21 protein-coding genes are annotated in these 21,789 nt (G+C 40.4%); 5 read left to right on the top strand and 16 right to left on the bottom strand.

Annotation, left to right across the window (positions count from 1 at the left end):
• Positions 1–32 precede the first annotated feature (32 nt).
• The 10 genes from ribD to H6G08_RS09445 all read right to left on the bottom strand — a co-directional run bounded on the left by ribD (position 33) and on the right by H6G08_RS09445 (position 12,043).
• Entirely contained in the window at positions 33–1,217 is a 1,185-nt protein-coding gene (gene ribD / locus H6G08_RS09400; RefSeq protein WP_190540834.1) for a bifunctional diaminohydroxyphosphoribosylaminopyrimidine deaminase/5-amino-6-(5-phosphoribosylamino)uracil reductase RibD, read from the bottom strand.
• A gap of 165 nt (positions 1,218–1,382) precedes the next feature.
• Positions 1,383–2,255, bottom strand: coding sequence for a DUF2207 domain-containing protein (locus H6G08_RS09405; protein ID WP_190540837.1), 873 nt, complete (start codon positions 2,253–2,255; stop codon positions 1,383–1,385).
• Between the two features lie 163 nt (positions 2,256–2,418).
• A complete protein-coding gene (locus H6G08_RS09410; RefSeq protein WP_242046110.1) occupies positions 2,419–3,156 on the bottom strand; it encodes a helix-turn-helix domain-containing protein in 738 nt (245 codons plus the stop codon).
• A gap of 213 nt (positions 3,157–3,369) precedes the next feature.
• Positions 3,370–6,051: an ABC transporter substrate-binding protein gene (locus tag H6G08_RS09415; protein WP_190540840.1), complete on the bottom strand. Its 2,682-nt coding sequence runs from the start codon at positions 6,049–6,051 to the stop codon at positions 3,370–3,372.
• A gap of 80 nt (positions 6,052–6,131) precedes the next feature.
• Positions 6,132–7,238: a DUF1822 family protein gene (locus tag H6G08_RS09420; protein WP_190540843.1), complete on the bottom strand. Its 1,107-nt coding sequence runs from the start codon at positions 7,236–7,238 to the stop codon at positions 6,132–6,134.
• Between the two features lie 98 nt (positions 7,239–7,336).
• On the bottom strand, positions 7,337–8,059 hold the full coding sequence (locus tag H6G08_RS09425; RefSeq protein WP_190540846.1) for a hypothetical protein: 723 nt from the start codon (positions 8,057–8,059) through the stop codon (positions 7,337–7,339).
• Between the two features lie 228 nt (positions 8,060–8,287).
• A complete protein-coding gene (locus H6G08_RS09430) occupies positions 8,288–10,063 on the bottom strand; it encodes a serine/threonine-protein kinase (protein ID WP_190540849.1) in 1,776 nt (591 codons plus the stop codon).
• Between the two features lie 370 nt (positions 10,064–10,433).
• Positions 10,434–10,895, bottom strand: coding sequence for a DUF4079 domain-containing protein (locus H6G08_RS09435; protein WP_190540852.1), 462 nt, complete (start codon positions 10,893–10,895; stop codon positions 10,434–10,436).
• A 223-nt stretch (positions 10,896–11,118) separates the two neighbouring features.
• Entirely contained in the window at positions 11,119–11,514 is a 396-nt protein-coding gene (locus H6G08_RS09440) for a DUF1830 domain-containing protein (RefSeq protein ID WP_190540855.1), read from the bottom strand.
• A gap of 388 nt (positions 11,515–11,902) precedes the next feature.
• Positions 11,903–12,043: a hypothetical protein gene (locus H6G08_RS09445; RefSeq protein WP_190540858.1), complete on the bottom strand. Its 141-nt coding sequence runs from the start codon at positions 12,041–12,043 to the stop codon at positions 11,903–11,905.
• Between the two features lie 65 nt (positions 12,044–12,108).
• Between H6G08_RS09445 and H6G08_RS09450 the strand changes: the two genes are divergently transcribed.
• Entirely contained in the window at positions 12,109–13,698 is a 1,590-nt protein-coding gene (locus tag H6G08_RS09450; RefSeq protein WP_190540861.1) for a photosystem II high light acclimation radical SAM protein, read from the top strand.
• 410 nt (positions 13,699–14,108) lie between these two features.
• On the opposite strand, the gene H6G08_RS09455 is transcribed toward H6G08_RS09450, so the two are convergent.
• Positions 14,109–14,246, bottom strand: coding sequence for a hypothetical protein (locus H6G08_RS09455; RefSeq protein ID WP_190540864.1), 138 nt, complete (start codon positions 14,244–14,246; stop codon positions 14,109–14,111).
• An 81-nt stretch (positions 14,247–14,327) separates the two neighbouring features.
• On the opposite strand from H6G08_RS09455, the gene H6G08_RS09460 reads away from it, so the two are divergent.
• The gene (locus tag H6G08_RS09460) at positions 14,328–15,719 is read left to right on the top strand and encodes a DICT sensory domain-containing protein (protein ID WP_190540866.1); all 1,392 of its coding nucleotides are present in this window, start codon (positions 14,328–14,330) and stop codon (positions 15,717–15,719) included.
• Positions 15,716–16,351 (top strand): pentapeptide repeat-containing protein, encoded by a 636-nt coding sequence (locus H6G08_RS09465; RefSeq protein WP_190540870.1) that lies wholly within the window; start codon positions 15,716–15,718, stop codon positions 16,349–16,351. The genes H6G08_RS09460 and H6G08_RS09465 overlap by 4 nt, the downstream gene beginning before the upstream one ends.
• A 432-nt stretch (positions 16,352–16,783) precedes the next feature.
• Here H6G08_RS09465 and vapB read toward each other — a convergent pair whose 3' ends face one another.
• From vapB to clpS, 3 genes are all read right to left on the bottom strand, one after another.
• Positions 16,784–17,056 (bottom strand): type II toxin-antitoxin system VapB family antitoxin, encoded by a 273-nt coding sequence (gene vapB, locus H6G08_RS09470; RefSeq protein ID WP_190540873.1) that lies wholly within the window; start codon positions 17,054–17,056, stop codon positions 16,784–16,786.
• A gap of 69 nt (positions 17,057–17,125) precedes the next feature.
• Positions 17,126–17,947 (bottom strand): CPBP family intramembrane glutamic endopeptidase, encoded by an 822-nt coding sequence (locus H6G08_RS09475; RefSeq protein WP_190540877.1) that lies wholly within the window; start codon positions 17,945–17,947, stop codon positions 17,126–17,128.
• 242 nt (positions 17,948–18,189) lie between these two features.
• Positions 18,190–18,471 (bottom strand): ATP-dependent Clp protease adapter ClpS, encoded by a 282-nt coding sequence (gene clpS, locus H6G08_RS09480; protein WP_190540881.1) that lies wholly within the window; start codon positions 18,469–18,471, stop codon positions 18,190–18,192.
• A gap of 236 nt (positions 18,472–18,707) precedes the next feature.
• On the opposite strand from clpS, the gene H6G08_RS09485 reads away from it, so the two are divergent.
• On the top strand, positions 18,708–19,070 hold the full coding sequence (locus H6G08_RS09485; protein ID WP_190540884.1) for a hypothetical protein: 363 nt from the start codon (positions 18,708–18,710) through the stop codon (positions 19,068–19,070).
• A 106-nt stretch (positions 19,071–19,176) separates the two neighbouring features.
• Here the strand turns inward: H6G08_RS09485 and H6G08_RS09490 are convergent, their stop codons facing one another.
• Positions 19,177–20,349, bottom strand: coding sequence for a pyridoxal phosphate-dependent aminotransferase (locus H6G08_RS09490; protein ID WP_190540887.1), 1,173 nt, complete (start codon positions 20,347–20,349; stop codon positions 19,177–19,179).
• Between the two features lie 208 nt (positions 20,350–20,557).
• Positions 20,558–20,755, bottom strand: coding sequence for a hypothetical protein (locus tag H6G08_RS09495; RefSeq protein ID WP_190540890.1), 198 nt, complete (start codon positions 20,753–20,755; stop codon positions 20,558–20,560).
• A 473-nt stretch (positions 20,756–21,228) separates the two neighbouring features.
• Between H6G08_RS09495 and H6G08_RS09500 the strand changes: the two genes are divergently transcribed.
• Complete coding sequence (locus H6G08_RS09500) at positions 21,229–21,531, top strand: STAS domain-containing protein (RefSeq protein WP_190540893.1); 303 nt, start codon at positions 21,229–21,231, stop codon at positions 21,529–21,531.
• Positions 21,532–21,789 lie beyond the last annotated feature (258 nt).

Below are 21,789 nucleotides of genomic sequence, written 5' to 3' on the forward strand. Positions count from 1 at the left end.
TCGCTCTTTGCTTTTGTAATATTGAAGATTAATTAAGTATGTCGCTTAAGATAACCTTCTACCAAGCAATCAGAACCAATTACACGCCAACGAACATTTTCGAGGGGTAACGCTTCAGTCATGGTGGTAAAGCCCAAATCGCCTACGGGTGTAGGAGCATTACTACCACCAACGATTTTTGGAGCAATAAAAGCAAGAATTTTTTGGACTGCTCTGTTGGCGATCGCACTCGCAGCTAAAGTTCCACCACATTCCCACAATACGCTACAAAAACCCCGTTCATACAAGTGCGCCATAACATTATCTGGTGTCAAGGAAGTGAACTCTACCACTTCCACCCCCCGTTGTCGTAACATTTCTTGAACATTAGGGTTAGCAGCTACTTCTGTCAAAACTAAGGTAGGAGCCTCAGATGTTTGCCATAGGCGAGCATTTTCTGGCAAGTTGAGATGGCGACTCATCACGACTCGTAAAGGATTATGAACCCCTACCTGATGGCTGGTTAAATAAGGATTATCCTGTCGCACAGTATTTCCGCCGACAATCACAGCATCACAAGCAGCCCGTAGCTGATGTACTTCACTGCGGGCTGCTTGATTTGTCACCCAAGCACTATGACCGGAAGTTGTAGCAATTTTGCCATCTAAAGTCATAGCATACTTCAAAATACCTAAAGGGCGTTTGTAGAGAATGCGATGGACAAAAGCTTCGTTGAGTTGCTGACAGGCAGCTTCTTCTACCCCTACTAAAACTTCTATACCAGCAGCACGTAAACGGGCAATCCCGCCCCCAGCGACTAGGGGATTTGGATCTACCATCCCCACTACTACTTTTGCGACTCCCGCATTAATTAAACCTTCCGAACAAGGTGGAGTACGCCCGTAATGGTTACAAGGTTCCAGATTTACGTAAACAGTAGCACCACGAGCAGCTTCTCCTGCGGCTCTGAGGGCAAAAACTTCTGCATGAGGTTCGCCCGCACGGGGATGAAACCCTTCGCCCACAATCTCCCCATCTTTGACAACCACTGCACCCACTAACGGATTGGGGGAAGTGCGCCCCAAAGCGCGACGGGCGAGTTCTATACACCGCAGCATCATTAGGGAATCAAAATCACTCCCTACCCGGTTCTCTGTTGAATTCATGGGCGGGGTATTTTCTAGATTGTAGTTAGGTAGAGAGCCATCTATTTGAGCAAGCACAGGGGAGTTATCCATAATTTTGGGGAACACTCTCAATATTTTCCACGCTAGCTGGTCTTTTGCGCGATTTTTTAATAGTAATATTCAGCTTTTACTTTTGGCGATCTTAACTTACAGGGAAACTCACAAGGGCGGGGTTTCCCCGCCCAGAGAAATTATTTTTTTAATTGGTAGTGTTAGTTAACCACCACCGCCACAACCACCACCACAACCACCGCCGCAGCCACCACCACCGCCGCCACAGCTACCACCGCTACCGCTACCGCCACCAGTGCGATCGCTACTGCTGTTACTACCAAAGATCATGCCGTATAAGAATATAAGACCAAAAAATCCCCAAAATATCCAGCTAAACCAATTACCAGAAGATGAAGAAGATCCTGAACTTTGCCATCGTGATGGTTTGATATCAGTACCAGTGCTATCAAAGTTTACCTGAACTCCTAGCTCTTTTCCTGGTTCGATGGCTGTTGATGCGATCGCTTCAATAGTTTTAGCATCAACTTTGCGAATATTGGCTTCTGTACCCCAGGTTTGAAAAGCTTTAATTTTTGTAGCGAATTGTTCCGGAAACCGAACTATGACTTTTGCTTGTTTAACAGCAGCTTTTCGCTCAGGAAATATAGCTTTCCAATAGACTTGTGCATCATTTTCATTGACTTCCAATCCACCAATAACACGATATTTCAGTACAAACGTATGACTTTCTGGTGCTTTTAATGGATGTTCCCAATTAATCCAAAATTTATTATTTTCTATTTTGGTGGCACTGGGAAATATTTGCCCGTTTTCTGATACTGTTACTTCCTGAATTTCGTCTATTTTATCTATAAGAATGTAGCGATAACGTTGATTTGTGTAATCGCCAGTAAAAGTATATTTTTGGGTTTCAGTAATTAACATGTCACCATTAGTTTGTACGGCAACATCTACATTAATAAAGTCCCAATAAAAGGGTATTGATTCAGCTTGGACATGATGGATAGAAAATGTGATACTGAAAATTAGAGCAATCGAAAAGAGAATTAGCCTTTGAATTATTTTGCTGTACATAAATCGTTTTACTCATTAATATTATTGGATATGGCTATAGTTTGAATTAGTGCCGCTTCTCAAAGTTGAGAAATTAAATTTGTAGTAATAACTTCAGTTCTCACTACAAATTTACTTATTTTGTACTGAAAATGTTACCCATACCAGCTTGATAATTTATCGATCAATCAATTAATCCTGCTGCTCTCGCTCGAATTTTTGTAAAAACTCTGATGTTTATCCCTTGATTTCTTAATTCATGACAATCAATACCTAAAGCTGCTTGCAATGTCTCCCAATGTTTACGTACAGTACGTTCAGATACGCAAATATGTGCAGCAATTGCTTTATCTTGCAATCCTTCATTAAAAGCTAGGCTTAGTAGTTTTAATATTTCTGGTTTCAGGTTTAATTTCTCATAAATATCTGGATATATATAGATATCTGTAATTCCTTTAATGCGAGTAAATCCTTTTAATGCTCCATCTATTATTGAGAGCATTTCTTGACTAGTAACATTTTTATCAGCAATGACAAAGCCGCCTTGATGTTTAACAATTGCAGGTTTAATTTGCACTAGTCTTTTAACATAAGGACTTTGGACAAATATATTCAATTTAGGATATTTTTGCATTACCTGTTGTAAGAAATCCAGACCTGTCTTAGTTTGTGCTATTTCTCCTAATTTTTCTGGTAGGTAAATATCCATGATAATTAGATCTGGTTGCCAATTTACGATTTTATTAATAGCGTCATTTGCTGTTCGCGTACTGATAATATTTCCATCAGGATATTGAGTCTTTACCAATTGGGCTGTTGCATTGAGAGCAATATCATAACTATCAACTAGCAAAATTTGCAGTGATACTTTTTTTGCTAAACATTGGTTCATAGGAGTAAATTCTTCTGGAAAATAGACCATTAAGCGATCGCTTTTCACCCCGCTAAAGGAATATCTACAGTTAGAGTCACAATTTCCGCAATTGTTACTAAAATTTACACAATCTAGGTTACCCTACGCATGTTTTGCATAAAAAATAGAAATCTTATACCAATTTAAATAGAGTGGCACATAAATATATACTAGAGGGCATGGCACTGCCATAACCCTATTATCTGTCGCATTGTTTCTCACCTATTGACAAGGAATATCTTTGGCGAGATCAAACTTCAATTGCTGATTATGCTCTTTAACAGTTAATATGGGTTGGGTGTCAATTCCTTCGCGATCGCCTGTTGCTTTAAAAATAATCTTCCAACCTTTCAGCACATCACTAGAGGCTGCTTTATCTGGGTGAATACCTGTCTCAGTCAATTTCTGTTGAATTGTTTTTCTATCAATAGGTTTACCTACATCTTGATTTTTAATAGCTTGGACAATTGCTTGCACAGCCTCGTATGATAGGGCGACTCTTCTATTTAAATCACCACCCCAATATTGACGAATCTGTTCAGCGAAGTCTTGCGCACCACACTGTTTTGGATGCCATTCACTTTGTAAAAATAAGCTTTTTGTAGCTGTTTTAGCTTGAGTAAGTACTTGTTGAAGATAAAGAGTATTGGCTCCTAAAATAGGTTTTTTACCATTATTTAACTTGATAATTTTAATCGCATTTTCCAATGTTTTATTACCATCAGTTCCGCCATCAGGTAATAGTACCAAAGCATCTGCCTCTTGAACCTCGGACGGAAGTTTACTAGCATCAAAGTTTGGATCGGATAAGTCAACTTTAAGAAGTATTTTTCCTTGATATGATTGGATTACCTTCTCAAATTCGTCAGTCAAATCTCGGCTAAACCATTCTTTACTGTAAAAAATGACTACTTTTGGTTGATTTCTTCGCAAATCACTAACTAAATATTGCACCAAACTTTTTGCTTCGTCTCGAGTAGATGTAGTTGTGCGGAAGAATACTTTATTGGCAGTAGCACAACTTTGTAAATTCAATACAGTGCTGGTGGGAGAAATTAAGACAAGTTCGTTTGGTGAATAAACTTTTAAAGCTTCACAGGTATTAGGTGAGGTGTAATGTCCTACTACAGCGAGAATTTTTTGATTTTGGGATAGTTTTGTAGCAATTTGTTGAGCTTGCTTTTGTTGATTGAGATCGTTAGCAATGACAACTTGTAAATTTATACCGTTTTTAACTGCTACATCTTGAGCTTGAGCCACGCCAAATAAGATATCTAATCCAGAATTAACATTTAAGGGTGCTGCTACAGCAATGGTGTAAATTGGAAAGATAGGATTTTGTTTATGTCGCGTATTTACGAAAGCATTGTTACGATAAATTAGCACTTCTGGATCTTGCAATGCTGCTAAAGCTGTTTGACGTAAACCTTGAACTTTTTTATTGTTTCCTGCTTGAAAGCGGAGACTATCAAAAGTTTTGTATGCACTATCATAGTCACCTTGAGCAAATTCTTTAATTCCTTGCTCTTTTAATCCAAGATATGGTTGACTCAATTTGACTGTGCTATCAGCAATTGCTTTTTCACCCAAGCTCATAAAGTTGTCTATTTTAGGTTGAATTGTTTCATCATTTCCTGGGGGTTTACAGCTTGAAGAGAAAATTGAACAGCGATTAATATAAATTAAAGTGGCTGCAATAATTCCTACGACAGCAGCCAAACCTAAGATTTTCTTAAGCAGTGGGAAAGGTGGAGGGGGAGGAGAGGGATTTGGTATCATTTCTGAGGTTTGAGTAGGCCAAACAAATTCTGGTTGATTGGGATTGAGACAAACGACAGGTAGCCAAGAAGCAGTGGGAAAAGTAGCCTTTAAAGCATCTAGGCGATCGCGTGCTTCCCTAACTGCTAAACACAGGGGTATACCTTGCGAAAATTCTCGTAAAAAATAGAGTAAAAATTGACCAGCAATTCTATCTGGTACGGGTTCCCGCATCACTATTGAGGCTGGAACGTTTAACTGTGTCAAAAAATCTGCAATTCCTAAGCCATCACAGGAATTGAAAATTGCTAACTTTAAACCTTTATTTACTGCTCGCTTTAAGCTGGGAGTTAATGCTTCTAAAGGTAAAAATTTATCCTGACTAATTTGAATTTGTCCACCTATTACTTTACTGGAACTATGACCAGCAAAAAACAGAATATCCCAAACATTATCAAATAATAAATGAGCAATATCTTCTTCTGTTGGCTCCACTTTCCAAGTAATTCTTGCTCCTCTTGCTTCCAAAAGTTCGAGAGCTTTTCTATCGGCTTCTAGTTGTAAATTTCCCTGAGAACTGCCGAATATAGCTAAAACTTTGACTGGTGTTGTAAAGGTAGCTACTTGATTGTGAAATCTAGTAAATAAGGCAAATTCAGTGTTAGGGAGTTTAGAAAATAAATCCCAGATATGCCAAGGTAGTCTCCGTAAAACATCATTATGCCGATGATTTGCAGTATGACATCTAATGATAATCGGCACAGATTGATCGGCTTTGACTTTGATATTGGCTTGAATGCGATCGCGTAAACTTTTAAAGGCTGGATTTTGAAACCAGTTCTTACAGTAATTCTCTAGCTCTTCGGCTCTTTGTTTCCAACTATCTAAAGCTACGTTTGTTACCTGTCCGGGAACAGCTTGTAGGGTGCGACTATTCTCCAGTAATATATCTTGCCAATTTTCGTATAACTTTGGTATCGGCGACGCTGGGGGAATCTCAGTTAAATCATAGTGTTCATCAATAATTTTACCGTCTTCAAAAATTTGCACTCTGACACAAAAGCCGTCATCAAAGCTACCGCTACTAATCTCAAGTACAACAGCGACATTTTGAGGAGGTTGAAGACTAGAGGAGGATAGCACCATAAACGACCTAGCGAGGATATTGGGAATTCAAGGGTTTATTATTAGATAAGCATGATTCCGCAAAACTACGCAAGAGTTAGCTAAATTATAAAATCTTCGCTAAAGCTGGCATCATTGAGAACAACAAGGGCACGGAAGCGATCGCCTGCATCGGCTGTAAACTTAAACTGAATATAATCATCTTTCTGGCGTGATTCTATAGAAAAAAACGGCCTACCATTTTCATCTAACCCCATGAGCTTTAATCCTGATGGTAAATGAGACGATTTTTCTAAGGGATAAACTCGCAATAAAATTAACATTTTGCTATCTAATTTAGGCAAAATTCCTACCATTAAGACTATGGAATATCCCAGGAGATAAATACCTAAATCTTTAGCATTAATTACTGGACATGATGGATGCTTTGGTTCTATTTCCCACAATAACTCAGCAGCTTGCCAACGAATTTCATCATCCTCAGTTGTTTGGATAAGTTTTACCAAAGCTTCTTGGGGAGTGAGATATAAATCACAATAACTTCCGCGATAAAGTTGTTCAACTCGTTGGCGAATTACATCGTTACCTCGATTTTGCAGTTGCTGTTGTGGCTGCTCAATTAACGTTTTCATGCTGCGAAAATTGCTGAGTAATGTTGGTGCAGGTTGCCAATCAGATTCAAATTTATGTTGTAGCCATTGTGTTAGTTTTACAATTGGTTCTGCTGCTGGTTCTAAGGTTAAACGCTCTAACAATAAATCCAATGATTGAAAATAGCTACGCGGTAGTTCTGTTACTGATATAGATTCAACAAATCCTAAAATGTGCCCTTCTTGGTAAGGTTCATCGAGTTGCACGATCGCGTAACCAATGCGTTCTGTCCAAACTTCTTGTGGGATGTGACATTTGCGATCGCGCTGACGCAAGCACCGACATTCTAAAAAGCCTTCCAAACTAGGAATATACAAGTCCGCAATATTTTCAATCAGGCGTTCTAGGGGATTCCAGCTATGACTGAGTTCTAAATCGCTGTCGATACCTAATAGTTGTAAATAACGCCGCATGACTAATACAGCCAAGGTATTGCGGTAAACTTGTTGCGATCGCTCTTCGGTTAATTGCTGTTGCGCAAATTTGTAAGCTTGTATTCGATCCGTTGCTGTAATTGCAATTGCAATCTGCGGAAATCTTTCTGCGGTATTTATCATGATTTGTTCGTTGTCAGTTGTCAGAGACGCGATGAATCGCGTCTGTTCAGTTGTCAGAGACGCGATTCATCGCGTCTGTACAATTGTCCCCCTAGCCCCTAGTCCAACAACTGTTTTAAATGCGAGAAACATCTTGTGCGACAAAATCTCCTCAGTGCTGATGGTTCGATTGCATATTCTTGAGCGATCGCATTCCAAGAAAAATTTCCGGAATCTTGTAACACCTTTAAAATATGAATCAACAAAATTTGACAGTTAACCTGGGGATAACTCTGCATTCGACAATTTTTGAAGGCTTGGGGATGATTTTGCAATAAATCTAGCCATTCTTGGATAGTTTCATCCCAGCGATCCGGATCTGGCGCTGGTGGTTCCATCCACTGATGATTTTCTGCATCTGTAACAGCATTTAACCGTCTTCTTTCTTCATCAGCTTTTTGGCGAATTACATCATGAATGATCCAGCGCAGTTTTTGGTTAAACCAGGTGACAAAACTAGCCGTTGTTGGCTGATACTGCCCCAGATTTTCCATAAACCATACCCAAGTTCTTGATAAAGCTTCACTATATACATCTGGTGATATTCTTGCGCCGTTCCAAATTAACCGGGAAGACTTCATCATCGCGATAATGAAATCCTTCACCCGCTCTGGATTCTCGGCTTGAGATAATTGTGCAAATAACCATTGACGCGCCGGAATATCATTCATAATTTCCTGGAGCGTTTTTTGTTGCTGTAATAACCTGCTTCTGGCCATTGAGTTATTTAAAGCAGCTTCCAGCAAGCCAATCAAAGGAGATTCCTTCAAGTCATTAGACATAAAAGTCATCCAGACCCAATTAATATAGGTTGGAATATCATGACAATTGCGAACCTCCTTTCACCTGTTTGATAGCTTATCGGCGTTACAGGTAGGAATAATTCAAATTATTTACAAAACTTTATAAAAAAGAAAACGGAGACAATTGTAGAGACGCGATTCATCGCGTCTCCGAGAAATGCCCAATACCCAATGCCCAATGCCCAATGCCCAATGCCCAATGCCCCATTACGGCTGAAGTTGTTGAATAAAAGATTGGGCTAGCTTGGCACAATTCGTCAGTCCTTGTTGACTACAAAGTGTATCAGCTTTCTCAAAATCTTGAATGGCCTCTTCCCTAGAGCCAAGTGCAGCGTAAACCCGGCCGCGATTAAAGTAAGCTTGGGCAAAATCTTTTTTGTGTTCGATTGCTTGAGTAAAATCGTCAATCGCTCCTTGTAATTTATTTTGGGCGGCTAAAGCGTTACCTCGGCCATCATAGGCGATCGCGGCGATATCTGGTTTATTAGTGGTTAATTGTAGAGCTTGGTTATAATCAGCGATCGCCTTATTGTAATCTTGAAATTGTTCAATATATAAAACACCCCGGTTAATATAAGCCTGAGGATCGTTGAGATTTAAGTCTATTAACTTAGTAAAATCTGCCAATGCTCCGTCTTTATTTTTTAAATTACGCCGCGCATTAGCTCGATTTAAGTAAGCATCACCATACATAGCATTAAGCTTAATGGCTTGCGTGCATTGCTCTTCGGCTTTCTGGGGTTGTTGTAGCAGCAAAAGTGCAGCACAGTGACGACTATAAGCTTCAAAATAATTTTTATTTAATTCAATCGCTTTGCTTGCATCTTCCGCCGCACGTTGAAAGTTACTCGCCAAAAAGTGAGCATTTGCTCGTTCATAATATGCTTCCGCATACTTAGGATTAAGCTTGATAGCTTGAGTGAATTCTTTAATCGCTTCTGACTTATCTTTTTTCTCTAATTTTTCTCGTCCCCGTTCATAAAATGCTACTGCTTGGGTTATCGGTAGCTGACGATATACAGCAAAACCAATTCCGGAAACTGCAATTAATCCGATTACCCCAATGACAATAGATGGTTTGACGGGAATTTTTAACGGTATTGGATTATTTTTACTAATTTTTGTGGGCAGTGGTGAAAAACCTGGAGAATAAGCCGCGATTTTACTTAAATCTGCCAGTACTTCACTAGCTGCTTGGTAACGGCTGCGCCAATCAGCCACAACCATTTTATCAATCACATCTGCCAAAGCCGGACTAACTTTAACTTGGTTGCGCCAAACTATTTCGCCAGGTGTAGGACTGCTGTTACCGCGCAGCTTGGTTAAATCATGGGCTGGTAAACCCAACAGCGCTTGGATAGCAATCATTCCCAAAGCATAAATATCACTGTTGAATTGGGGAAAACCATGAAATTGTTCCATTGGCATATAAGCCGCAGTTCCAACAGCCGCAGTGGGTGTCAATTGTCCATGCGGAATTTGCGCGTTGATTTCTTTAACTGCACCAAAATCAATTAATACTAATCTTCTATCAGTAGAGCGGCGCATTAAATTAGATGGTTTAATATCGCGGTGAATCACTCCCTGACTATGTACAAATACTAAAATGCTTAAAACTTCTGTTAATAGCTGGGTAACTTGCTGTTCATGCCAAGGTTGATGTGGTTGTATTTCTTGGTGTAAAGGATGACCATCAATTAATTGCTGAACTAAGTAAAATTCTTTATCTTGCTCAAATTCTGCTAATAAAGTGGGTATTTGGTCATGTCTACCCAATTTTTCTAATATTTCTGCTTCTTTTTTAAATAATCGGCGCGCCGCACTTAAGGCTAAAGGGTCTTGGCTTGAGTAGCTCAGCTGCTTAACCACGCATTGCGGATGAGTTGGACGCTTGAGATCTTTTGCCAAAAAGGTTTTTCCAAAGGCCCCTCCGCCCAAGACTTGAACTATTTCATAACGTCCGTCCAAGAGTTGACCGATCATGGTATTTTTGCTGCTACTGTTAGCTAATTTTAACACTGATAATAATATTTCGTACTGAAATAAAAATCAGCGATCGCGATCGCATTCATCTTATTTTTCCAGCATAAGTGAGAAAATAAGATATTTGGACTATCTTATCCGTAATGTGCCAAAAGCTGCCACAAATTCAGTATTTTACAACAACCAAACATTTGACAGCTTCATGTACCAGTGTATCTTCTGAGACTGGGCTTGCTGCTGCAAGGTTGTAAATAAGCTAATACGCATCTAAATTGCGTAACTACTAATAAGGGCTGTCAACAGTCAACAGTCAACAGCCCTCACAATGGATTGTGCAACTTCAAAGCAGATTAGCTTAATCAATAAATAATTAAGGTAAATATTTTTGCACGACAATCCAACCGGTGAGTGATACCCAAGCAAAACCGATAAATAAAATAATATTGAGAGTGACATGTAAATTTCTTACCCAAGGTCTCTCAGGGCTGATTTGCGTAGCGCTGAAAGCCGAAAGCAAAACTAAGACAACTACTAATAATCCAGCAACCAAGTGTGATGAGTGACCCAGGGAACCAAAATGACCCAAAGTACCGATAATGCCAATGGCCAGCAGTAGCAGTACTAAGCTGACCATAGTAATACCCATAGTAAAGTGAAGCGATCGCATTCTCCCAAGTCCGCGTTGAAACATCGGTAAACTCGGAGGCTGTTGCAAATTTCTCGCCTTATACATCCAAAAGCCAGTCGTCGCCAACATTACGTATGCCAGCAAGGATAACCCCATCGACCAAGCCGCTATTTTCCACAACCAAAGAAAAGAAGGCAAATTCATACATTGATTGTAGAGTACAACGCGGATTAGGAGGCAGGGGGCAGGGGGACAAACAATTCAAAATTCAAAATTCAAAATTCAAAATTCAAAATTAAGAATTCTATTTGACTGTTGACTGTTGACCATTGACAGTTGACTCTTCCCCAATGCCCAATGCCCAATGCCCAATCAACAAAAAAGGCTGCTGAACCCAGCAACCCTAAAATTTGAGAAAAAAATTTTTTTAATCAATTGATGCTAAACCAGCTACTGATAATGGTTTTGTTGTATCTTCAATTTTTGTATTAATTGGCTGCACCAGTGGATTTTTATGAATAGAGCCTATTGTTACATCTGAGTTGTTACTTGACTCATAAGTACCATGCTCATTAATTGCTAGGCGTATGCAAGGTATAGTATCCGATAAAATTGCACTTGCCATCATCCCCGTATGAATTTCCATTTGACCTTCTCTAGGGGCTTCAAACACGAGCCTTTGCCCAGGAAAAACAACCCTTTCAAAATACCAATTGGGAATATTTGTGATGCGGGCAACCTGGATTTTGCTCGTGGCATTTACGTAGCAGCAGAGAATTGTCCCCGATTGCTCAGGTGGTAGTGGATCTAGTATTTGAGCCATAACTGCTGAGGAGCTTTACGCCACAATTTTACATTACACTAGCAAAACTAACACTTGGCGATCCCCACAAGCTGTAACTCCGACTACCAACTGCATATTTCTGCATTATTTCTATCTAAAGATAGGTGTCTAATATAAAATTTTTGTAAATATTTTTTATTTCTGTACAATTATACACTATAACAGAAGTTTTTCATATTGATTTTTTGACAAATGCTTTGCCAATTCTCAATCCCAGTCTTGAAGAATATGGCATGGCGACGATCCCCTCACCTTTGCTTCGCCGCCACAAAAATTTTTGCTGTCATCTCTAAAAACAGCAAAACATGACGATTCATCGCTTAATGAAGAAGGTGAATGTTATGGTAAAGCTATATGAAATATATCTTTATAAAACCGATCTCATGGATGTCATAGCTATGAGATGCGCAGCAATTATAGCTATTTCCCCGGTTACCACGAGAGGGTTGACTTTGAGCGGACGGTAGCTGAAATCTCCAGCGCGATCGCCATCAAAGAAAACAAGCACAACTTACACAGACAGTTTAATACTGGATGTCTCTTTCACTTTAGTTTCTCCACACAAACGGCAAGATGGCAGTTGACGCAAGCACAATGGAAAATCGAATTCTTTACGTTCGCCTTCCCTGTAACCCCATCTTTCCCATTGGGGTTGTCTACCTAAGCGATCACGTTCACAAACAGTTTCCCAATATCGAACAACGTATTTTTGATTTGGGATCTGTACCACCTTTAGATTACACATCAGCTCTAGAGCGATGTATAGATGAATTTCAACCCACACTATTAGTATTTTCTTGGCGAGATATCCAAATATACGCTCCTGTTGGTGGTCGTGGTGGTAACCCTCTACAAAATGCTTTTGAATTTTACTATGCGAAGAATCCCCTAGTAAAATTACGCGGCGCTTTGGGAGGATTGCGAATTTTTATTGCTTACTACGTAGAATTATGGCGGAATTTGGGATTAATTAAACGCGGTTTAAAACGCGCTCAAAAATATCAGCAATCGGCGCGAGCAATTGTTGGTGGTGGTGCAGTTAGCGTCTTCTACGAACAGTTGGGTAAAAGTTTACCGTCAGGGACAATTATCTCTGTCGGTGAAGGGGAAACTCTGTTAGAAAAATTTTTAAGTGGAAAAGAGTTTCGGGATGAACGCTGTTATGTCGTGGGTGAAAATCAACCCCGACAACGGCTAATTCACGAACAACCCACCCCACTGGAAAAATCTGCCTGTAACTACGACTATATCGAAAGCATCTGGCCGGAATTTAACTATTATCTCCAAAGCCAAGACTTTTATATCGGCGTGCAAACCAAGCGCGGCTGTCCCCATAACTGCTGTTATTGTGTATACACCGTAGTCGAAGGTAAACAGGTACGGATTAATCCCGCAGATGAAGTTGTAGCCGAGATGCGCCAATTGTACGATCGCGGAATTCGCAATTTCTGGTTTACTGATGCTCAATTCATCCCTGCTAAGAGATTTATCGATGATGCAGTAGAACTTTTACAGAAAATCGTCGATTCTGGGATGACAGACATCCATTGGGCAGCATACATCAGAGCCGACAACCTCACACCCCAGTTGTGCGACTTGATGGCGAAAACCGGGATGAATTACTTTGAAATCGGGATTACCAGTGGTTCTCAAGAACTCGTGCGGAAAATGCGCATGGGCTATAACCTGCGTACTGTCTTACAAAACTGTCGCGATTTAAAAGCTGCTGGTTTTAATGACTTAGTTTCCGTCAACTACTCCTTTAACGTCATTGACGAACGTCCCGAAACCATCCGCCAAACCATCGCTTATCACCGCGAACTCGAACGGATTTTTGGCGCAGATAAAGTTGAACCGGCGATTTTCTTTATTGGCTTACAACCCCATACCCACTTAGAAGAATATGCCTTTAAAAAAGGTATTCTCAAACCAGGGTATAATCCCATGAGCTTGATGCCTTGGACAGCCAAAAAACTTTTGTGGAATCCAGAACCCCTTGGTTCCTTCTTTGGCGAAGTCTGCTTACAAGCTTGGCGACAAAACCCCAATGACTTTGGGCGCGAAGTCATGAACATCTTAGAAGAGAAATTGGGTTGTGCTGATTTAGAGGAAGCACTATCTGCACCAATTGAGAAAAACGAGAAACAGTTGGTAGGTGTTTAATGAAAGCGGCGGGAAACTCCGATCCGTGGGTGGAGAGGGACAACCGCCCCGCCGCTTGGGGCATAGGGCATTGGGCATTGGTAATTTCTTTGCCCCATTCCCCTTGCCCAAAAACTCCATCCCCTGGTGGGTGGAGTTTTTCATTTTTGAACCGCAGAGAACACAGAGAACACAGAGTTAAGAGCAAAGAATTTTACCGCCAACGCTTGATATACTGTTGATTTTCTTGATTGAGACAATCTTAATTAACAGATTTTTTGTACTAGTGGACTGTCTAGAATAAAGTAGTGCATTAGTCAAACTCTTGTGGGATGGGCGTCTCGCCCGTCCTGGGCGGACAAGATGTCCACCCCACAAAAAAATCACTCTTTCCCATGCCCAATGCCCAATGCCCCATGCCCATTTTCTAGCTAGAGTGAGTCAGAATAGCGATCGCGTAAAATAATTAGCCAGCCAATTTCTGCTGTTTTTGGCAGATAAAGTTGTTCTCGCTCCATAGCAGCAACTTGAGCAATAATTTCTGCTATATAGCGTAATTCGTACCTCAAAAAGTAAACTTAAAAGAGTTATAGATACAAATTTACAATTCTTTACTTTATCCGCCTTGGCGGTGAAATTAAATAAACCTCATGTTAGAAGGCTCAATACTCCAACAATTAGAAAGTATTCATCGCCGTAGTACTCGACCAATTCGGTTTGGCGTGTACTACAAAAATACCCTAGTTGCCTTGTGTCATGCCCTAGAAGACCATATCCTCAAAGATGATGGTCAACCTTTAGTCATAACTGCCTTCCAACGAGGTAAATGGTATCTCCAAGAAGCAGAAAGATACGCAGACATCGCTCAACACAGCCGCCAGATAGTAATTATGGCAGCCCCTGATGGTGGCTTTGGCGAACATCCTACCAGTCAATTAGCTAATGTAGACTTAGTTGCCTTAGATCCAGGCGATGCCGTAGCGCAAGAGTGGCATTTAATTATTCTTTCACCTAAATACACAGCAATGGTAATTTGTCAAGAATTATCAGAAGCTGATTATGGTGGTGGCGGGTTACCTGCATCGGACTTAGAGCGCAAATTCTACGGTTTATGGACATTTGAACCAGAGTTAGTTAGAGAGACAGCAGAATTAGCGATCGCTCATATTAAACCATACAACCCCGAACTCGCAGACAAACTCACCGCCCAGAAAAATTCCATTCAGCCCAGCTTTGTCACCCCAGAAGATTTGAGTACTGTTGTCTCCCTGGTGGTACATTACCTGCAAGATGGGCAGGAACATTTACCCGTTCCCACAGCCCCGCGTCAAAAAGTCCTAGATAACAACTTGGTTTCTAACGAAATTCAAGCATTCTTGCGGATGGCGCAATTAATTGATTTAGCAGATATTAATAACCCAATGGCGGCGGCGGAAGTCGTAGCCCTCTCAGAAACAATGGGGCAACTGTTAAATCTTCCCGCATGGCAAATTAAAAGATTGCGCCTAGCCGCCCTACTACACCGCATAGATCCTTTACAAAAAGCCGAAAGCGTTCTCGTAGCTGGTAGTTCTAGACGTTACCCAGAAGAATCCGCCAATCCTCCAAGCTGTCCCCTAGTACCTGGCGCACAAGTATTGCGCACCATGCCCAGATTACGCGCAATTGCCCAAATTATTACCCATCAAACCGAATGGTGGGATGGTACAGGCGAACCAGCAGGTTTAGCCGGAGATGAAATTCCCCTAGAATCGCGAATTTTATCCTTAGTCGCAGACTTTCAATGGCGAGTTAATCAGAAAAAATTAGCCCAAATCAGCCGCGAAGAAATTTTTACTCAAGCTTTAGATGAGTGCAAACAACAAGCAAACCGCTTTGACCCTAAACTAATAGATACCCTAACTTTGTTAGTCATGGGTTTGCAACAAGGACTCGACTTAACCCTAATAGAAACCAAAGTCAGTGCCGGTATGTGGCTTATAGATTCCCGATGGGATAGCCAAAGCAAGACTAGTCAGGAAATTGGTAGTTACCCGCAATGAATATTGAAGCGATTAAATTAGGAAACCTCAAACAACTTTCAGGGGCAAATTTAGAAGACGAAGAACTCTGTCAACTAGATTTAAGCCGGATTAATCTTGCAGGCGCTACCCTTGTTGGTACAAATTTCACAGGTTCCAAACTCGAAGGCGGGCATTTAGAAGGCGCAAATTTGATGGGCGCAAACCTCCAAGCCACCGACTTGCGGGCAAATCTTATGGGCGCAAACCTGATGCAAGCAGATTTAACTGGTGCTGACTTGCGTGGTAGCAATTTACGCGGCGCTAACTTCATGGGTGCAACACTTGCTGATGTATCCTTGGCTGGTGCTTTCTTGAGTGGTGCTAATTTAATGAACGTCAATTTGCAAGGCGTTGATTTACGTGGCGCTGATTTACGCGGTGCTAACCTAACGGGTGCTAATCTCAAAGGTGCAGATTTAAGCCGCGCTGATTTGCAAGGGGCGTTATTAAGTCAAGCCAATCTCGAAGAAGCCGATTTACGCGGTGCCAACCTCGCCGGGGCTAATTTTACAGGCGCAAATTTATTATGTGCTGAATTAGAAGGAGCAAATTTAAATGGCGTAAATTTAGATAAAGCTTGCGTAGTCGGCACAGTTGTGGAGAAAATTTAACTTAACTACAAATATTTTCAGGTAAATACACTACGTTTACCTGAAAACTCTACAATTGAAATCTAATCAACTATTTTAATGAAAAACAGGAATTTTTTGGCTTTTTCATAACCAGATGCGCGTAATAGAATAGGCATCAAAAGCCGAATCGCGGCTCACTAAAACCAGGCGATGATTCATCACTTGCGCTACCAAAATCCGATCAAATGGATCTCGATGATGTATAGCTGTTGACAGTTGACAGTTGACAGACTTAAAAGCCTTTTATTGTCAGGGTTTTATCTTAGGTTGATGTCCTAATCTATCTGGCTACAGCTATAGCAGTATGGTTCAGTTAGCGTCAGACAACTGATTTAGCGTAGGTTGGGTTGAGGGACGAAACCCAACATTTTCGGCGCTTTGTTGGGTTTCACTCCGTTCAAACGCCAGTTGCTACAACGGGGGAACCCCCGCAACGCACTGGCTCCCCAACCTACATTTATCCTTATATTCTTTCATATCCTCAAGTGGCTCATCAAAGTCATCAGGTAGCGGTAAAACAAACATATCTTTCATTGTTCCCGCAACACGAAATTTCTTTGTCAGTTGTTCTTGGGTAGACTGTTTAGCGTGCTTCTCTAACAAAAACTCAATATAATGAAGCACTTCTGTCTGAAGAGATTCAGGGAGTTCTTCTAGTTTTTGTAAAATTAATGGCTCTATCATTATGTATTTTCCTGATTAATCTTTACTCAAAAAATCATAGCTGTCTATGTTGTCTAATATTAAAAATTATTAATTTTTCTTCTTCCACATCCACGCTGCCAAGATACTCATAAACAATACTCCCATTACACCTTGCAAAGGATTATTATTCACCCCAGTTACCCAATCAGGAACTTGACCAGAATATTTAATTAATTGACCGACATTAATAATGTAATATCCCCCAACCAAACCCCCATGCAATCCGATTGGTAAGCCCAGCCTTCCTCTACGCCAACGTTTCCCCCACACTTGGGTTAACCCCAATAATACTAAAGCAGGAAATTGTGGCAGAGTATGAATAATTGCTGCTAATGGCTTAATAAAATGCAATCCTGCAAATATAATCGCATCTGTCCATAGAGAAATATTGGTTTTGTAATTTCGCTCTAATTCATTCAACAACCAACCGCGAAATAATAATTCCTCAGCAAAACCTACGCCTATACCAACAATACAACCTTCTAAAACAATTTTTAGTAAAAATACCTGGGATTGTTGCCAAATTAACCAGCCAAAAGCCCCTTGTAAGCCAAATAATATTAAAACGCTACTAATACCAATAGCCAAACCCCATACTAAGTCTACGCCGTTATTGCGAGAAAACTCCAAACCATAATGCTGTAGTATATGCGGTTCTTGATAAACATATTTACCCCATATTCTTAATAAGAAAATAAACTCTACATAGAGCAATACCATTGTTAATATACTTACTAAATTAGCATCCTTGACTAGTAAGTATATTGGTGCAGCAAATGGCAACCATAGCAATAATAAGGCTAATATAAAACAACCCAGCCTTATAGGGGCAGGGCGTTGAGCTAAATGATGAATAAATTGAATTTTCATAAAAGCAAAGCCATAAATAATTTGTAATTCGTAATTCGTAATTCGTAATTCATTATTAAAGATAAGTCTAGACTTAATCTTTGAGGATAGAAACCCACACGGATTTTTAGTAAGTAGGCAATGTTACCACAGCATATTACAAAATGTAAAAAGCTGGTAACTTTAATTAAAGACAAAAATTATCTTGCAATTGTGCCTACCTACTTGATTACGAATTACGAATTATCAATTACGAATTATTTTTATTCATCAGGTTCAATTGTGCTACTTAAACCATGACTTTTTAAAGTTTCACAGTAGAACTCAGCATGTTCTTGCGCACAAGTAATCACTAAAGCTAGCCCGTTATGATGGGCTTCCATCATAATGCTCACAGCTTGGGGCTGGCTGAGGCTCGGCACTGTAGTCATTAGTACCTGCACCACGTACTCCATAGAGTTGTAGTCGTCGTTATGGAGCAAAACGCGATACTGAGGCGCGAGCTTGCGGGATGTGGAACGCTTCTCAATGGTTTCGACTGACACGGTTCTTTGCTCTTTCAGGTTTGCTTTACTACAACAAAATGACTGTCAAGCGATCGCTTCACAGTTATTCACTTATTTTATAGCATTTATATTCAGATGCCTGCCCAGAAAAATTTTTGCTTTTAAAAGCCGATGATGACAATCCCGTTTCCAACAAGGTAGGTGTAATAGTGCTAACCTAATGGTTGCAGCCGTTTTTCCTTGACAAGATTACCGCCTGCTACAAGCGGCAGATTATGGACATGAGCCTAGACTTTCAACCAGGACAAATTGTCTCTTTAAAGCATCGCGACATAATTCTTTATGCAGAAGTCATTCAAGTTGTGCTTTCCCGTCAATTGTGCTGGGTACGTCCTGTAGTGCTAGTTGATTACATGCTTGAACCACCCCATCTCACCGATTTGCGAGATGCTTCGGATTTACTCTGGCCTGTAAATTTATTTCAACCCGCCCTAGATACCGAAGTTATTGCGATATTAAGTCAAGTATTAGCCAAAGAACCGAAAACTGAACCCGACTCAGGCGCTAAACAGAAACTCCATCAGTTTATGCACTTAGTTTGGCAGGAATATCAGCAGGAGCTAGGGGCTAGGGACTAGGAATTTTAGATTTTAGATTTTGGATTTTAGATTCAAATACAATCCAAAATCGCAAATCCAAAATCCAAAATTGTTTCAATGCCCAATGCCCAATGCCCAATGCCCATCATTCATACCTAATCCCCGCATCCTTGAGGCGTTGAATTGCTTCGTGCATTCGCTCGTCAGATATGGTGAGGGCGATGCGGAAAAAGCCTTCTCCGGCGGCACCGTAACCGTTGCCTGGAGGCACAAGAATGCCGCATTTGTCAAGGAGAAGGTTGACAAATTCTGTGGAGGTATATCCTGAGGGTACTGGAACCCAGACGTAAAGAGTCGCTTTTGGCGCTTGAATCGGCCAGCCTAAAGATTGTAGCCCTTTAACGATAATATCTCGGCGATTTTGGTATACAGAAATGACAGATTGCAGTTCTGATTCATCGGTAGAATAAGCAGCGATCGCACTCACTTGAATGGCTTTAAATACCCCAGAATCAACGTTACTTTTCACCTGTGTTAAGCCTTTAATCCCCATAGCATTACCGACGACAAAACCAATCCGCCAGCCGGTCATATTGTAAGACTTAGATAAACTGTGAAATTCAATGGCTACATCCTTAGCACCGGGGATTTGGAGAATACTCGGCGGTTTATAGCCATCGTATGCCATTTCTGAGTAAGCATTGTCATGGCATAGCAAAATACCGTATTGCTTACAAAAAGCTACCAATTCCTCAAAAAACTCTATTGTTGCTAATGCTCCTGTGGGATTATTTGGATAGTTAATCCACAACAGTTTTGCTTGGCGGGCTACTTCTTCGGGAATCGCCGTCAAATCGGGTAAAAATTGATTCTCTGCCTTTAAGGGCATAGTATAGGGTTCGCCACCCGCAAATAATGTTGCAGTTCGGTAAACAGGATAACCAGGATCGGGTATGAGCGTGTAATCTCCTGCTTCTACAAAGGCGAGGAAGGTATTATGAATTGCTTCTTTAGAACCAATAGAAGACACAACTTCTGTATTGGGATTTAACCCAGCTACTCCAAACCGTCGTTCCATCCACTTAGCTGCTGCTTCCCGGAATGCTTGAGTACCTTGATAGGGGGGATAGTTGTGGGTGGAGGGATTATCTATCGCCTCATGCATTACTTGGAGTATATGGGCTGGAGTCGGTCTATCTGGATCGCCCACCGCTAAATTGATGATATCAACTCCCTGAGCTACGAGTTCATTTCCTTTGCGATTAATCTCAGCGAACAGATAGGGAGGAATTTTTTCTAGGCGTTTAGCGAAGTGCATGGCGAATTATTAATAGTGCAAATGTTAATGCTCATTAGCACAGTTTACGCCAGAGGAGGGATCTAAATATTTAACTCACCCAAAATTGCCCTAGATGAGAGCAGTGGAGTTATTGGTGCAAGAGTTTTCCGAAATGAATGTTGAGAATGCTGAAGTTATATAGCTCTAGGTAGAGAAAAAAAATGCCAATTCGCACAATAATTGATTGTTATCCCCAGCTCGGAACTAATTTAATTCTTCCGGCATCCATCTCTGCCATTAATAATTCCAGAGCTTCATAATCAACATCAGATATATAACCCATTTGTGTTAATTCTGAGTTGATTTCATTTTCAATTTCTGGGGTTAACTTTTTAATATCCAGAGCCTTTTCTACTAATTGCCGAATAACATGTTTAGTTCCCATAAAGTGTAAGCCAAATTTTATTTGATCTTAATTATCCAAGATAAAGTTTGGTATAAAAAGTGATCTGAAACCATAATACGTTGTGATCTAGATCACAATGATATACCAAGGGACTTCACAATTAAACTCAGTATTTACCGATGTTCAGCAGAAAATTACCGGATTTTCACGGAAAGGCTAACCCGATTATAAATCAACTTCAACAGCAGACAAAGTAACTTTCTCAGCATAGTTACTTATGTTAATCTGCTGTTATAGTTGGCTATGTTGATTGTTTTTTAACTTTGAATAAAAAAAAGTATATATACATACAATTTCCCATGTATTTAGGACAATCTTTAAAAGACTACGTAAGTGAATAAAGATTCAGCAAAGGAACATCAGACAATTGGCCGATGTAATGGAAAAAAGTTTATGTTCTAATACATCTCAGCTAGAGTTTACTGTTCAATAACTTTAATTAGGATTTGATTATGCAAGCGGTACTTACGTGTCCACAAATTACAGTTATTCGTCCCCAAGGTTGTCTCAATGCTACCAATGCGTTGGAATTTGAGCGGGAGATGACTACCGCTTTGGCAAAGGACGATACCTCCACTTTGGTAGTGGACTTAGCAAAGGTAGAATCGTTAGACAGCGCAGGTTTGATGGCTTTAGTATCGGCTTTGAGGCTAGCGGGAACTTTAGGCCGAAGTTTGCGTCTGACCTCTGTTTCTGCGTCAATAAGAATTATTTTTGAATTGACACAATTAGACCAAGTATTTGAAATTTTTTAAATTAAATCTGGATAAACAGCAATATCGCTGAGGGAGATGGCAAAATATGAGAAACAAGGCAGTAGTTTCGGTCTTGAATCCGTAATTTACCAGATCTCCCTCATAAAGGCTTCAACAAGCTGGCGGTTTGCTCTTCAAACTTTAATTTTCTCTGTATGTAACAGAATTGTAAGTTGCAGCGGATGTTTCTGTGAAATGACCTAATCAATGCTATGTTTAGAGGTGAGTAGCTGTAATTAAGGTAGCTAGAAGATAGCA

The organism is Calothrix anomala FACHB-343 (assembly GCF_014696435.1).
GTDB classification, from domain to species: domain Bacteria; phylum Cyanobacteriota; class Cyanobacteriia; order Cyanobacteriales; family Nostocaceae; genus Aulosira; species Aulosira anomala_A.

Bases quoted from the DNA above. Each gene is read 5' to 3' on its own strand.
- ribD (WP_190540834.1), bottom strand. From the start codon at position 1,217: ATGGATAACTCCCCTGTGCTTGCTCAAATAGATGGCTCTCTACCTAAC.
- H6G08_RS09405 (WP_190540837.1), bottom strand. From the start codon at position 2,255: ATGTACAGCAAAATAATTCAAAGGCTAATTCTCTTTTCGATTGCTCTA.
- H6G08_RS09410 (WP_242046110.1), bottom strand. From the start codon at position 3,156: ATGGTCTATTTTCCAGAAGAATTTACTCCTATGAACCAATGTTTAGCA.
- H6G08_RS09415 (WP_190540840.1), bottom strand. From the start codon at position 6,051: ATGGTGCTATCCTCCTCTAGTCTTCAACCTCCTCAAAATGTCGCTGTT.
- H6G08_RS09420 (WP_190540843.1), bottom strand. From the start codon at position 7,238: ATGATAAATACCGCAGAAAGATTTCCGCAGATTGCAATTGCAATTACA.
- H6G08_RS09425 (WP_190540846.1), bottom strand. From the start codon at position 8,059: ATGTCTAATGACTTGAAGGAATCTCCTTTGATTGGCTTGCTGGAAGCT.
- H6G08_RS09430 (WP_190540849.1), bottom strand. From the start codon at position 10,063: ATGATCGGTCAACTCTTGGACGGACGTTATGAAATAGTTCAAGTCTTG.
- H6G08_RS09435 (WP_190540852.1), bottom strand. From the start codon at position 10,895: ATGAATTTGCCTTCTTTTCTTTGGTTGTGGAAAATAGCGGCTTGGTCG.
- H6G08_RS09440 (WP_190540855.1), bottom strand. From the start codon at position 11,514: ATGGCTCAAATACTAGATCCACTACCACCTGAGCAATCGGGGACAATT.
- H6G08_RS09450 (WP_190540861.1), top strand. From the start codon at position 12,109: ATGGCAGTTGACGCAAGCACAATGGAAAATCGAATTCTTTACGTTCGC.
- H6G08_RS09460 (WP_190540866.1), top strand. From the start codon at position 14,328: ATGTTAGAAGGCTCAATACTCCAACAATTAGAAAGTATTCATCGCCGT.
- H6G08_RS09465 (WP_190540870.1), top strand. From the start codon at position 15,716: ATGAATATTGAAGCGATTAAATTAGGAAACCTCAAACAACTTTCAGGG.
- vapB (WP_190540873.1), bottom strand. From the start codon at position 17,056: ATGATAGAGCCATTAATTTTACAAAAACTAGAAGAACTCCCTGAATCT.
- H6G08_RS09475 (WP_190540877.1), bottom strand. From the start codon at position 17,947: ATGAAAATTCAATTTATTCATCATTTAGCTCAACGCCCTGCCCCTATA.
- H6G08_RS09485 (WP_190540884.1), top strand. From the start codon at position 18,708: ATGGACATGAGCCTAGACTTTCAACCAGGACAAATTGTCTCTTTAAAG.
- H6G08_RS09490 (WP_190540887.1), bottom strand. From the start codon at position 20,349: ATGCACTTCGCTAAACGCCTAGAAAAAATTCCTCCCTATCTGTTCGCT.
- H6G08_RS09495 (WP_190540890.1), bottom strand. From the start codon at position 20,755: ATGGGAACTAAACATGTTATTCGGCAATTAGTAGAAAAGGCTCTGGAT.
- H6G08_RS09500 (WP_190540893.1), top strand. From the start codon at position 21,229: ATGCAAGCGGTACTTACGTGTCCACAAATTACAGTTATTCGTCCCCAA.